This is a genomic window from Acetivibrio sp. MSJd-27 (assembly GCF_018918095.1).
GTDB lineage: Bacteria > Bacillota > Clostridia > UMGS1840 > HGM11507 > HGM11507.
In genome coordinates, this window is the sequence record NZ_JAHLPV010000055.1 from 1 (window position 1) to 13112 (window position 13112).

The following is a 13112-nucleotide window of genomic DNA, read 5'->3' on the forward strand; positions in this document are numbered from 1 at the left end:
TATGCGATGTTCATGCCAATCTCCTGCATGGTACGGCGCAGCGAGGGGATGCCGTACAGGTGCTGGATGAACACAATTTTGAACAATACCACCGGGTCAATGCTGGGACGGCCGTTGTCGCGGCTGTAAAGCGCATCCACCAAGTCGTACAGATGCGTAAAATCCACCGCGCTGTCAATCTGCCGCAGCAGATGCTCCGACGGAACCAGCTCCTCCAAACATAGGATTTCTACTACATTTCTGCGCAATTCCTGCTCTTTTGCTAGCACACGCCGTCCCTCCCCAGTCTTTTCTTATCTTTATTTTACCACACATACGCAAAAAAGCCCAGTGTATACTGGACTTTTTCGACAGGCTGAAAGCACGGTATTTAATACCGTGCTTTTTGTATATTACACAGAAATTGATTTATAATAAAAAAGTATTCAGAGCAATAAAAAATTTGATTTATACTCTGTTTTTGAAATAGGTCGCTATGATAGCGGTTAAGTACTTTACTCCAAGACAAAGATTTTGTTTGATTTTTAATAGGATACCTGTTTTGCTGAGAAATTTATAATAGAAAATAGAGTGAAAGAGGTGAGTTTCCAGCAGTTTGAGTCAACAGGAAAGCAATAATTACCAAGCATAATAAATGGCACGCTGCGCATTATAATAGTGTAATGAACATTGAGTCATTGCAAAATACAAAACATTTTTTATTATTAAGGAGTGAAGGAAAATGGCTAATTCTAGTAACAAAATCGTAGTACCGGAAGCAAAAGCAGCAATGGAAAAATTCAAAATGGAAGCAGCTCAGGACGTAGGTGTTAACCTGAAACAGGGTTACAACGGCGACTTAACTTCCAAACAGGCTGGTTCTATCGGCGGTCAGATGGTTAAAAAAATGATCGAATCTTACGAAAACGGCCTGAAATAAGGATAGATATATCATCATTTCAGTGTTGGCTTGAAAAGCGGTTATACGAAACACTTGTTTCGTATAACCGCTTTTCTTTTTGAACAATGAACAATGGGCTTTTCATCAAATTATGGATGTGATATAATAATCTCATAAAGCTCTAAGGCATTGAAAAGGCCAAGAGCTTTGGAGAACGATTGAATCACAATACTGCGGCGACATTCTGCCGTCAGCGTTACCGTAATGCCATAAAATGTAAGCTTGCTTCGCACGCTATTTTTTGAAATATGCCATTGCGCACGATTATACGCAAGTTTCTATGCTATACACCGTAAATAAAATCAAGATTCCGGCAATTGTTTTTTATGAAATCATCAATATTGGCACCTACCGTGTTTTACTTACTTAAATTATCGCAATATATTTGAGAAGGTATCACTGTAATTTGAAAGAAGGGAGATATACAAATGCCCAAAAGCGCAAATCAGAAAATAAAAATACTGTATCTGGTGAAATTCTTATTAGAACAGACTGACGTGGAACATAGCCTGACCGTGCCGGAAATGATATCTCAGCTCCAGAGACAGGGAATTAGCGCGGAGCGCAAAAGTATTTATGATGATTTGGAAACATTGCAGAACTTTGGATTGGATATCGTCAAAGGAAAAAATGGATACTTTCTGGCGAGCCGGCTATTTGAATTGCCTGAATTAAAGCTGTTGGTGGATGCTGTGCAGGCTTCTAAATTTATCACGCTGAAAAAAAGTGAAGAGCTCATTGCAAAGATCGAGACTTTGGTCAGCCAAAATGAGGCGAAATCTTTGCATCGACAAGTTTACGTTGGAAACCGTATCAAAACGATGAATGAGAGCATTTATTACAATATCGATAAGATTCATGAGGCTATTATCAAAAATTTAAAAATTTGTTTTTACTATTTTGAATATGATGCGAAGAAACAAAAACAGTACAGGCATGGGGAAAAACTGTATCAAGTCAGTCCTTATGCGCTTTGCTGGAGTGATGAGAATTACTACATGATTGCTTTTGATGCGGAAGCACAGCAGGTGAAACATTACCGTGTAGATAAGATGGATAAAATCAATATTGTATTCCAAGAACGTGACGGAAAAGAAATTTTTGATGCGTTTGACATCGCTGTGTATACCCGAGGCGTTTTTGGTATGTTTGGCGGAGACGAGGAAAGGGTTACGCTTCGCCTTGAAAATAGGATGGTTGGAATCGCTCTTGACCGTTTTGGAAAAGAAATTAGTATCATACCGGACGGAGAACATCATTTTTTGATACATATTCACGTTAAGGTCAGTCCCCAGTTTTTAGCCTGGATTTTTGGGCTGGGTTCCGGTATAAAAATTGTTTCTCCGGAACATGTAAAACAGAGCTATGTAAGCATGCTGAATGAGAATTTAAAGCGATATGGCGGAGAAAATTCGTAATATTACAGAAAAACACAAACCTACTTCGCGCCGCGCCGTTTTTGAAACATGCAATTGCTCAATAGTCCGCGTAATTTTCTATATTATAACGAAAAGCAAGATATTTTCTGCCTTTGTGGGCGGTCGGGATCAGCGGATGATGGAACATCCTCTGAATGCAATAACAGGACAATTCGTCCTATTGAAAAAGACTGAAGCAAAATATGTCATTTGCCGCAGCCTTTCTTTTTTGCTATAGAGTATTTAGGTTTTCCATAGCTGGCCCATTCAACAAGTTGCCTTTATAATCAAAACGAGATCCATGGCAAGGGCAATCCCAGGATAGCTCGTCAGGATTCCATGCAAGCTCACAGCCAAGGTGGGGGCAGCGCACAGAAACCATAAAAATTTCGCCGTTCTCATCTTTGTAAATTCCCACTTTTTCGCCCTCATATTCCACAACACCTCCATGTCCTTTTGGAATTTGATTCAATTGCTCATCGGGGATAGAAAAAAATCCTTTGAAAAGACCTTTAACTGATTTTCCGCTGTTTTCAGCCAGCTTTTGCACGGAGGCGGATATTTTAAACCGTTGAGGTGTAAAGACCTCTTTGAAAGGAGAGTCCCCCTTGCTTATCAAATCTGAAATAAGACGAGCGGCAGCCATCGAACTGCTCATACCCCATTTTTGGAATCCTGTTGCCACGAAAAGATTTGGTGTCTTGGAAGAAAATTGGCCAATATAAGGAATCCCGTCGAGCGGTATACAATCCTGTGCAGACCATTGGTACATAAGCGTGCTGGCTGGATAAAAAGATGCAGCGGCATTTTTTAAGTTTTCGTAACTGCCGCCGTTTTGGTTTTGCCCAGTACGGTGTCCGGAACCTCCCAATAGAATAAAGTTTTCATAGCTACGGAAGGAATATCCTTTTTCATCCGCACCGATATACATACCATCCAATTGCGGAACACCGGATAAGGCTAGAACATAAGAGCGCTGCTGATACATTCTTGCAAAGTAGTAACCAGGTACATTGACAAACGGAAAGTGGCATGCCAAAATAATAAAATCAGCTGTTACAGTGTGATTTTCTGTTCGAACTGTTTTTTCTTCGATTTCAAATGCCTTGGTATTCTCATAGATTTGAAGTTTTTGGGATAAAACGGATAAAAATTCTAGTGGATGAAATTGAGCCTGATTTGAAAATTTAACAGCTCCCCGAACTGGAAAGGGAAGGGTAACGGAAGTAGTGAATTCCGCGGGAATACCACATTTTTCTGCCACTGAAGTTTCTTTTTCCAGCCTGCCGGCGTTGTCCAGAGTATAGACATAGGAAGGTCTTCTCTCAAAATGGCAGTTGATTTGCTCATCAATAATAAGAGCTTGGTATTCGTCAATTGCTGCTTGATTTGCGGCGGCATACATAGCCGTAATTTCCTGTCCAAACTGTCGGAGCAAATCAGTATAAATGAGATTATGCTGTGATGTTATTTTGGCGGTAGTATTTTGCGTCATGCCGCTTCCGATTCGTCCAGCTTCCAAGACAACGGTTTTTAATCCGCTTTTCTGCAACATATATGCCGTTAATATTCCAGCCATTCCTCCGCCGATTATCACGGCATCTGTTTGAATATTCTGGTTTAATTCTTTTCTAACTGGAATTTTGCATGTTGCACTCCATAATGATTTCATTTTCTTTACCTCTCTGCTCCATATAATGAAATGTGTCTGTCGAATTTTTGAATTTCAGGAGATTTTGCTGCTCTTTTCCTTAATACTAAAAAATTATCTTTAAAAATGATAACGAAAAGAAAGATTGTATTTTATCTAATGCTTAGATTGCCCGTTTTTTACAGAATCATGACAAATTATGAAATAATCGGTCCTTCATTGACATCGAATTTTCAGTATGTTACAATATTTATGATTGTGTTTGTTGTTTTGGAAAGAAGAAAAGGTGATACCAATGAAAAAAATTATGTCATTTGTGCTTATCTGTATACTGCTTTGCACAATGACCTGCTATGCAAGTGCCAGAACGTTTCATGATGTGTCTTCATCAGATCCGTTTTATAAAGCGGTATCGAAGCTGAGTGATATTGGAGTGATTGCAGGAAAGGGCGATGGAAATTTTAACCCTTATGATGCTACCACCAGAGCAGAGTTTTGCGCATTTCTCTCAAGGGCGAATGGATATAAGGACAACACCGTTTCGGGATCCGTTCCGTTTAAAGATGTTCCAACTACCTATTGGGCAGTGAACACTATTTATTTTTGTTATTCCAAAGGATATATCAGCGGGATGGGGGACGGTACCTTTGAGCCCGCACGGCAGATTACATATGAAGAAGCAGTGAAAATGGTGGTAAGCGCTGCAGGAGTAGGGGGAACTTCGCTTATAAATGCAGGACCATACTGGTATTCCGGGTATATTGACCGAGCTGATGAAAAGGGATTTCTAAACGGGTTTACTGTGAAAATAGGTCAGCCAATTCCCCGAGGTCATGTTGCACAAATCATTTATAATGCAATGGAAAAAGGTTACTTCGACAGCAATGGCACAATACCCACCACGCCCCCTGTGACCGCTACGCCTACCTCTACGCCGACGCCGACTTCCACCCCTACGGTGAAACCGGAAAGACCGGCAAGCTCTGACGGAAAAAGGATTGTTATCGATGCGGGGCATAACTATCAAACGGTTGATACGGGAGCGGTTGGAAATGGATTAAAAGAACAGGATATCACTTGGGAGATAGCAGATAAGCTGCGCGTTCATTTACAGAGAAACGGATTTGAGGTCATTATGACACGCCCGAAGAAGACGGATTCACTTGGAACGACTGTTCGCGAAAGTTTACAGGAGCGGGTTGACATTGCAAACAGAAACAATGCGGATTTGTTTCTTTCTATCCATTGTAACTCCGGCGGCGGTACAGGTACGGAAACCTATTGCTATCAGCTGGGCGGCAATGGTGAGAAGCTGGCAAAACTTGTTCAGGAAATGATTATAGAAGAAACTGGACTGACGAATAGAGGGGTCAAAACAGATAATCTTTTTGTGATAAAAAATACGATTATGCCTGCCATTTTAGTGGAGACGGCTTTTATTGATAAGGAATCGGATGCACAGTTGCTTGCAAGCCAAGCCGGTCAGGAAAAGCTTGCCGCGGCAATTGCGAAAGCCGTCTGCAAATTCAAAGGAATCAGCTATCGTTAATGAGGATAGAGAGAGCTTATTGCAAAATATTTGTGATAAGCTCTTTCTTATTTTAAATAAAATAAACACTACAATTCCTATCAAAATTATTGGTATTGCATAAGATTTCCTTTCTGTTTTTCAAAAATTTCGACAGATTATCAATTGTAAAGAGACAGAAAATGTGATATTATAACAAAACAAGATGTTCCCCCCTCTTAGACGGCGGGACTCTACTTCATTTTTCTGTGTTGGATTGTACCACCACAGAAACGTTGCATTTCGGGGCTATGCCCCTTATTGAACAAGATTAAATGTTTTTTGCTTGCATAAGCCATCTTAAAAGTGGTTCAATGGAACAAAGTGAGACTATAAAGTTAGAAGAAGCTAACTTTGAAAAAAGCACGCTTGCAATCAAAGGTAAGATATGATATTCTAGATCCAAACAAATGTATTGAGAGAGTGTGCATCATGGGAAAAATAGTCTGTTTTACAGGAAAAAGACCGCAGAACATGCCATTTAAATTTGATGAATATCATCCGCGCTGTATAGCATTAAAGGAAAAGATGTATAATGAAATAGAAAAGCTGATTTCAATAGGCTGCAGTCATTTTATCACAGGCATGGCGCTGGGGGTGGATATATGGGCAGCAGAAGCTGTACTCTATTTTAAACGTCGGGGAATGCCGGTTCTTCTCGAAGCAGCGATTCCCTGCAAAGGTCAGGAAAAAAGATGGAGTGTAAAATATCAAGAGCGCTATCGCCATATATTGGAGCAGTGTGACAAGGTAACGTGTATCGCGGAGATTTATGAGAAAGATTGTATGAAGCGGAGAAATGAGTATATGGTTGACAAATCAGATGTAGTGGTAGCTGTCTGCAATGATAAAACAGGCGGAACCGGTGCAACACTGCATTATGCGCAATCCAGGCATAAAATTATTTTAATTGTCAATTATTAAAATACAAGGCAAATAAATATTGTAAATAGATCGGATTAGGTGTATGATATATAAAGAGAAAATTTGTGTCTATTTTCAAAATTCAAACATTGGGAGTGTTATAAAATGTCAAACATAGTATATGTCGATAATGCGGCGACAACCAAAATAAAACCGGAAGTATTGGACAAAATGATGCCTTATTTGACAGAATTTTATGGTAATCCTTCTTCTATATATTCTATTGCGAACGAAAGTAAAAAAGCAATTGACAAGGCAAGGGAAAAAGTAGCCAAGGCGATTCACGCTGATCCGAAGGAAATTGTTTTTACATCTGGTGCAACAGAATCAGATAACTGGGCGCTGAAAGGGATTGCTTACGCCAACAGAAATAAGGGGAACCATATTATCACTACAAAGATTGAACATCATGCGGTTCTTCATGCTGCGCAACAGCTGGAAAAGGAAGGATTTGAGGTAACTTATCTGGATGTTGATGAGTTCGGTGTTGTTGATTTGGAGGAGTTGAAACGTTCCATTAAAAAGGAAACCATCCTTATTTCCGTTATGTTTGCAAATAATGAGATAGGAACGATTGAGCCGATTAAAGAAATTGGACAAATAGCAAAAGAAAAACACATTTTTTTCCATACGGATGCAGTTCAGGCGATTGGAAATGTACCGATCGATGTGAATGAACTCGGACTTGATTTGCTTTCTTTGACAGGTCACAAGATATATGGACCAAAAGGAATCGGTGCCTTATATATCCGGAAAGGAACAAAAATTTTGCCGTTTATGAATGGCGGTGCGCAAGAAAGCAAACGCCGGGGCGGTACAGAAAATATTGCATATATTGTTGGACTAGGACAAGCGATTGAAATGGCCACCAGCAATATTGATGAAAAAGTAAAAAAGATAAGTATATTACGTGATAAATTTATCCGGAGAGTACAAGAGGAGATACCTTATGTCCGATTAAACGGGCATCCGAGCAACAGGCTTTGCAATAACGCAAATTTTTCTTTCCGCTACATTGAAGGAGAAGGATTATTATTGTTTCTGGATATGAAAGGGATCTGTGCATCCAGCGGTTCTGCATGCACATCTGGTTCTCTTGATCCGTCTCATGTTTTATTGGCGATCGGCTTGCCGCATGAGATAGCTCACGGTTCCCTTCGTGTCACTTTCGGAGATTTTAATACAGAGCAAGAAGTGGATTATGTAGTGGATGAACTGAAAGTTATCGTGGACAGACTTAGAAAAATGTCACCTTTATATGAAGAGGTAGAAAAGGAGTAATTAATATGTACAGTGAAAAAGTGATGGATCATTTCTCTAATCCGAGAAACGTAGGAGAATTAAAAGATGCAAACGCGGTTGGGGAAGTAGGCAATGCAAAATGCGGAGATATCATGAAAATCTATATGAAGATTGAGGATAACAGAGTAAAAGATGTGAAATTTAAAACCTTTGGATGCGGCGCTGCAATTGCAACCAGTTCCATCGCCACGGAGATGGTGAAGGGAAAGACGGTTGAGGAGGCGTTGGAACTGTCTAATAAAGCTGTCATAGAGGCATTGGACGGCTTACCGCCGCAGAAGATACATTGTTCTGTTCTGGCTGAGGAAGCAATCAAAGCGGCAATTATTGATTACTATAAAAATCAGGGGATTGATACGTCCCACATAGAAGGATGCAGCGGTTGCTGTTCCGATTGCCACTGTGAGCATGAATAAAAAAGTACTTCTAGGAGTAAGCGGCGGCGTTGACAGTTCGGTCGCCGCTTATTTATTGCAGAAACAGGGCTATGAAGTGACTGGATTTACTTTAAAATTATGGCGTGATGAAATATATGGGAAAACTGGTTTTATAGGGGATGCCCGTGAAGTTTGCCGTGTTCTGGGGATACCTCATATTGTTTTGGATTATTCGGAAGAGTTTCGAAAGACAGTGATTCAAAATTTCAGATCAGAATATGAATTGGGACGGACTCCGAATCCCTGCGTTGTCTGTAATAAGTTTATTAAATTTGGCAAAGTCTTTGAGCAGATGTACCAGATGAATTATGATTATGTGGCGACTGGGCATTATTCTAAAGTTTTTTATGATGAGAAGTCCGGGCGTTACCTAATCCGGAAATCAAGTGCACATACAAAAGATCAAACCTATATGCATTATAATCTGTCTCAGGAACAACTGAAGCATACCCTGTTTGTATTGGGAGATTACGATAAAAGCCAGGTGCGAAGCATTGCGGCTGAAGCGGGACTGCCCACAGCCGGGAAAAAAGACAGTCAGGAGATCTGTTTTATAGAAAACGATGACTATATTGATTTCTTAAAGAAACAGTTTGGTATAACGGGAGAACCCGGAAATTTTATTGACGAAACGGGAAACATTTTGGGAGAGCATAGAGGAATTATTCATTATACAATCGGGCAGAGGAAAGGGCTTGGAATTGCCTTCGGTCAGCCTATGTTCGTGACAGAGATCAATGCTGCAGACAATACTGTGACTCTTGGAAGAAAAGGAATGGAATACCGGAAAGAATTTGTCATCAGGGATACAAATTTTATTCCATTTGATTTTCTGAAGGAACCCCAGCGTTTTTGGGGAAAAGTGCGATATTCCCAAAAAGAGCAGCCTGCACTTCTGACCCCGTTGTCTGACAAACGCGTTATGGTAACCTTTGATGAGCCGCAGAGAGCAGTTACTCCCGGCCAGTCTGCTGTTTTTTATGACGGCGATATCCTTGTAGGAGGAGGAGTGATTGAATAAGAAACGTGAAGTAAACATGAATGAAAGGTAGAATGAAAATCACTTTTGATGAGTGAAATATAATTAGAAAGACATGGCGACCGCTATGTCTTTTTATTATATAAGTTTTTTCTGACAAACAATAGAAAAAGCTTGCAACTTCTAACGGTTACAAGCTTAAATTATGGCAGGGGCAGAAGGATTTGAACCCTCGGCACGTGGTTTTGGAGACCACTGCTCTACCAACTGAGCTATACCCCTATATAAATATTGATATCAATTGGTGGGCCTTCAGGGACTCGAACCCCGGACCGACCGGTTATGAGCCGGTTGCTCTAACCAACTGAGCTAAAGGCCCATTTCTTTAGCGTCATTACTTTGAAAATTATATCAGTAATTTGATGTTTTGTCAATAGTTTTTATATAAAAATATATTTCAATAAGAAGCTTTATAGCCTTGCTTTTAGGTTTTCCACCTCTGCAAGGGGGAAAGTATGAAATTTTCGATTCTTTATTGAAAAATAATCAAAAAAATATTGACAAATAAAGATAAACGTGTTATCATTCTTATTGTGTTGAATGATATATGTATTTGGCCCGGTAGTTCAGTTGGTTAGAACGCTAGCCTGTCACGCTAGAGGTCGTGGGTTCGAGTCCCATCCGGGTCGCCATTTAAGAGAGCTTATCAAATCGATAAGTTCTTTTTTGCGTATTATGGAAAATTTATACATTTTGGTTATTTGGAAGACTATGGCGGAAGCAGAGTGTTTTTAAGAAAAATATAGGATATAAGCTAAGGGAAACCTTTTTGAGAAAGAGAAGAGGATAAGCAAGTGATAAAGTATATCAAAGAAAATTTGGGTGAACCAGTGGAGTGCGGTATTTATTTGAATGATTTATTCCGGGAACAAGATGGAAAAATGATGTTATACACAGTGGGAAGTGGAATTCCCTGTGTATTCAATGCCTATAATATTACAGATAAAAAACTTGAAATGAGCGCACAACTCCCTGGTACAAAAAATTGCTGGAGCCTGGGCGCTGACAGTAAGGGAAATATTTATATTGCACCGCAGGATGAAGCCAAATTATTTCGTTATTCTCCCACCAAAAAGAAAATAGAAGATCTCGGTAAAATACTTGGCGAAATAGCTGCATATCATGTTAGTTTTGACGAGGAGGACAGCGCCTATATCGGAACCAGCCCTCACGGGAAACTGGTTAAATTCAGTGAGGGAAAATTTTTTGATTATGGAACAATCTGTGAGGGACACCAGTATATCCATTCTCATGTATATGATAAAGGATATCTCTATGCAGGAACCTATGCAAATGGGGCAAAATTATTTCGGATTGACAGGAAGACGGGCGAAAAACAAGAAATTCCTGCACCTCCGCTGTTTGATCCTTCAGACAGAATTCAGAGCTATTACAGTATGACATTGGCGGACAATTATATCTTTATTTTTATGATCACAGATCAGGAAAAATTGCTTGTCATTTATGATCTTATCAACAATAGATTTTTGAATCAGAAAGTAAGGGGATACAAAGGATTATATGCCTCTCAGCCATTGGATGGAAAGGTCTATTTTAATATTGATGGAACGATATGCAGCTTTGACTGCAGTAACTGGAAGATAGAGAAAACCGTGTTCCATTTCAAGGATGAAGACTGCAAGGGGATTGGTGTTTGCAAAGAAGAACTCCTGCTATTAAATCATAAGACATTTTGCCTTCATCGCATGAATGTGAAAACTGGAGTTGAAACGAGAGAGTCAGTTTCTTTACAGGCTGGAAAACTGCAGCTTCAGGCATTGGAAATAAGCCCGTCTGGAAAGCTTTATATTGGTGCATACATGGGTACAAAGGCGGTGGAATATGAGCCGGAAGAAAACAAATTTTCCGCTTTTTCAATGGGACAGACAGAGGGCATCCTTCCTTTAAAAGATCACACTGTTTTTGGAGTATATCCCGGTGGAAAAATTTTTGAAATATGCAAAAATACATATGAGAAAAAGCTGCTGAGAATCCTCGGACAGGATCAGGACCGTCCCTTTCAGATGTATTCTGCGGATAATAAACTGTTTATCGGCACGATTCCAGGATATGCAAAACATGGCGGAGCCCTCAGCATTTATGATTTTGAAACGGACAATTGGGAGGTTTTCCGCCATGTAGTAAAAAATCAGAGTGTGATAGGTCTTGCTTTTCAAAATGGAATTGTATATGGTTCCACATCCGTATGGGGTGGTTTGGGAGCAGAGCCTCTGGAACAGGCAGCGAAGGTTTTTCGGTGGAACATGTCCACCAAGCAAACGGAACTGGAAAGAGAACTGTATTTTTCTGAACTTTCACAGCCGATTCGGAAAATAGGGAATATTTCTTTTGGAAAAGATGGACTGCTGTGGGGGACAGCGGAAAACATTATATTTGCTTTGAATCCCGAAAATTTGTTACTGAAAAAATATATTCAGTTGGATCGGGAAGTCATTCATACCAGTAATTGGCGTCCGAAATATCTGCGCTGGGGGAAGGCTGGAAGATTGTATGTCAATATTAATGGAATAACAGCTTTGAATATTGACACTATGGAAACCGAGCAGGTTTTAGACCAACCTACCGATTTATTTGTTTTAGATAAAAAAGATAATATCTACTATGCAGATGAAGCCTCTTTGATGTATCTTAAAAAAAGAGGTTAGTTCAGAAAAGTTCGGGAGAGTGTTGTGTTTTACTCTACGGTATTTTGCGATGAAACAAAAAAGCGGTAACCTTGTTCGTATGTTCTTTTTATCTGTAAGGGAACTGGCTCTGGTTTGTGAAGCAAACAAAGGGCAATGCTCTTTTATGAAACAAATCAATTCTTTTGTGACTGCAAAATTTTTTGATAAATCAGAATGCCGATAGAACTCACTAGAGCAGTGACGGCGAATACAACAACAGCGAAGGTATAGTTTGACAATCCCAATGCATTCCCGCCAATGGTGGAAGTAATGACGGAAGGAATTCTTGCAAAAGTAGAAATCGTCAAAAAAGTAGATAGCTTCATCTTTGTCAATCCAATAAAGTAAGTGATAATATCTTTTGGGGTACCGGGAATAAAAAATAGGATAAAGATCAAAAGATTTAATTTTCTCGCGTCTTTTAGAAAGCGGAGAGAATTCAATTTTTCCCGGGATATGAAAGCTTCCACCATTTTTATGCCGAAGAGCTTTGTAAAAAGATAGATAATTGTTGAACCAACCGCCGCTCCAATCAGGCAAAGAAACATTCCTTCAACTGCGCCATAGGCATATCCAGCTCCAATTTCGACAAATTCTCCCGGAATGAAAGCAATGACAACCTGAAGACACATTGTCCCAATCAGTGCCAATTTTCCAAGAAAACCATGAGAATTTACCCAGCTGCGGAGCGTTTCCGGTTCGGATACGAATTGAAGTGCATTTTTTCCAACGGTTACGGTAAGGATAGCCAAGGCGGCGATAAACAAAACGATAGAGACAATGCTGATGAGTTTTCTTCTGGTATGATACTGCTTTTCACTGATCGCTTCATCCTTTGTTTTTATTGTCATTTTTTATCTCCTCTTCTGTATGCTCTGAAAAATCTTTTCCTGTCAACAATTTAATCATAACAGTCAATTCTTACATTTAGATTATGAATTATTTTAATATTTATCAAAGAAAATCTTACAAATTTCTTAAAAAAACAGCCTGTTTATTTTACGAAATAAACAGGCTGTCAGCCTGTCGAAAAACGCATGGATTCCATCAAGCGAATCCACGCGTTTTTGTGTCTATTGGGAATAAAAACATGAGTATCCGATGCAGCGTGCCATGGTTCCCATCCCGCCACTTCCACATGGCCAGC

General features: G+C 39.7%; 11 protein-coding genes and 3 tRNA genes. 9 read left to right on the forward strand and 5 right to left on the reverse strand.

Annotated features, from left to right (window positions below):
- The coding region (locus tag KQI32_RS12235; protein WP_216423449.1) for a transposase at nt 1-269 on the reverse strand (269 nt) is incomplete at its 3' end.
- Between the two features lie 452 nt (nt 270-721).
- On the opposite strand from KQI32_RS12235, the gene KQI32_RS12240 reads away from it, so the two are divergent.
- Nucleotides 722-919 (forward strand): alpha/beta-type small acid-soluble spore protein, encoded by a 198-nt coding sequence (locus tag KQI32_RS12240; protein ID WP_216425689.1) that lies wholly within the window; start codon nt 722-724, stop codon nt 917-919.
- A gap of 449 nt (nt 920-1368) precedes the next feature.
- Nucleotides 1369-2358 (forward strand): YafY family protein, encoded by a 990-nt coding sequence (locus tag KQI32_RS12245; RefSeq protein WP_216425697.1) that lies wholly within the window; start codon nt 1369-1371, stop codon nt 2356-2358.
- A 232-nt stretch (nt 2359-2590) separates the two neighbouring features.
- Here the strand turns inward: KQI32_RS12245 and KQI32_RS12250 are convergent, their stop codons facing one another.
- A complete protein-coding gene (locus KQI32_RS12250; protein ID WP_216425699.1) occupies nt 2591-4030 on the reverse strand; it encodes an FAD-dependent oxidoreductase in 1440 nt (479 codons plus the stop codon).
- Between the two features lie 274 nt (nt 4031-4304).
- On the opposite strand from KQI32_RS12250, the gene KQI32_RS12255 reads away from it, so the two are divergent.
- The 5 genes from KQI32_RS12255 to mnmA all read left to right on the forward strand — a co-directional run bounded on the left by KQI32_RS12255 (nt 4305) and on the right by mnmA (nt 9260).
- Entirely contained in the window at nt 4305-5558 is a 1254-nt protein-coding gene (locus KQI32_RS12255) for an N-acetylmuramoyl-L-alanine amidase (RefSeq protein ID WP_216425701.1), read from the forward strand.
- A gap of 450 nt (nt 5559-6008) precedes the next feature.
- Nucleotides 6009-6500: an SLOG family protein gene (locus tag KQI32_RS12260; RefSeq protein WP_216425703.1), complete on the forward strand. Its 492-nt coding sequence runs from the start codon at nt 6009-6011 to the stop codon at nt 6498-6500.
- Nucleotides 6501-6605: 105 nt separating this feature from the next.
- A complete protein-coding gene (nifS, locus tag KQI32_RS12265; protein WP_216425714.1) occupies nt 6606-7781 on the forward strand; it encodes a cysteine desulfurase NifS in 1176 nt (391 codons plus the stop codon).
- A gap of 5 nt (nt 7782-7786) precedes the next feature.
- A complete protein-coding gene (nifU, locus tag KQI32_RS12270; protein ID WP_216425704.1) occupies nt 7787-8218 on the forward strand; it encodes a Fe-S cluster assembly scaffold protein NifU in 432 nt (143 codons plus the stop codon).
- Nucleotides 8211-9260, forward strand: coding sequence for a tRNA 2-thiouridine(34) synthase MnmA (mnmA, locus tag KQI32_RS12275; RefSeq protein ID WP_216425706.1), 1050 nt, complete (start codon nt 8211-8213; stop codon nt 9258-9260). Before nifU ends, mnmA begins: the two co-directional genes overlap by 8 nt.
- A gap of 164 nt (nt 9261-9424) precedes the next feature.
- On the opposite strand, the gene KQI32_RS12280 is transcribed toward mnmA, so the two are convergent.
- Nucleotides 9425-9500, reverse strand: a tRNA-Trp gene (locus tag KQI32_RS12280).
- A 20-nt stretch (nt 9501-9520) separates the two neighbouring features.
- Nucleotides 9521-9597: transfer RNA gene (locus tag KQI32_RS12285), tRNA-Ile, on the reverse strand.
- A 236-nt stretch (nt 9598-9833) separates the two neighbouring features.
- Here KQI32_RS12285 and KQI32_RS12290 point away from each other — a divergent pair.
- Together KQI32_RS12290 and KQI32_RS12295 are read left to right on the forward strand one after the other, a co-directional pair.
- Nucleotides 9834-9910, forward strand: a tRNA-Asp gene (locus tag KQI32_RS12290).
- Between the two features lie 162 nt (nt 9911-10072).
- Entirely contained in the window at nt 10073-11944 is a 1872-nt protein-coding gene (locus tag KQI32_RS12295; protein ID WP_216425708.1) for a hypothetical protein, read from the forward strand.
- A 155-nt stretch (nt 11945-12099) separates the two neighbouring features.
- On the opposite strand, the gene KQI32_RS12300 is transcribed toward KQI32_RS12295, so the two are convergent.
- Nucleotides 12100-12816, reverse strand: coding sequence for a TVP38/TMEM64 family protein (locus tag KQI32_RS12300; RefSeq protein WP_216425709.1), 717 nt, complete (start codon nt 12814-12816; stop codon nt 12100-12102).
- Nucleotides 12817-13112 lie beyond the last annotated feature (296 nt).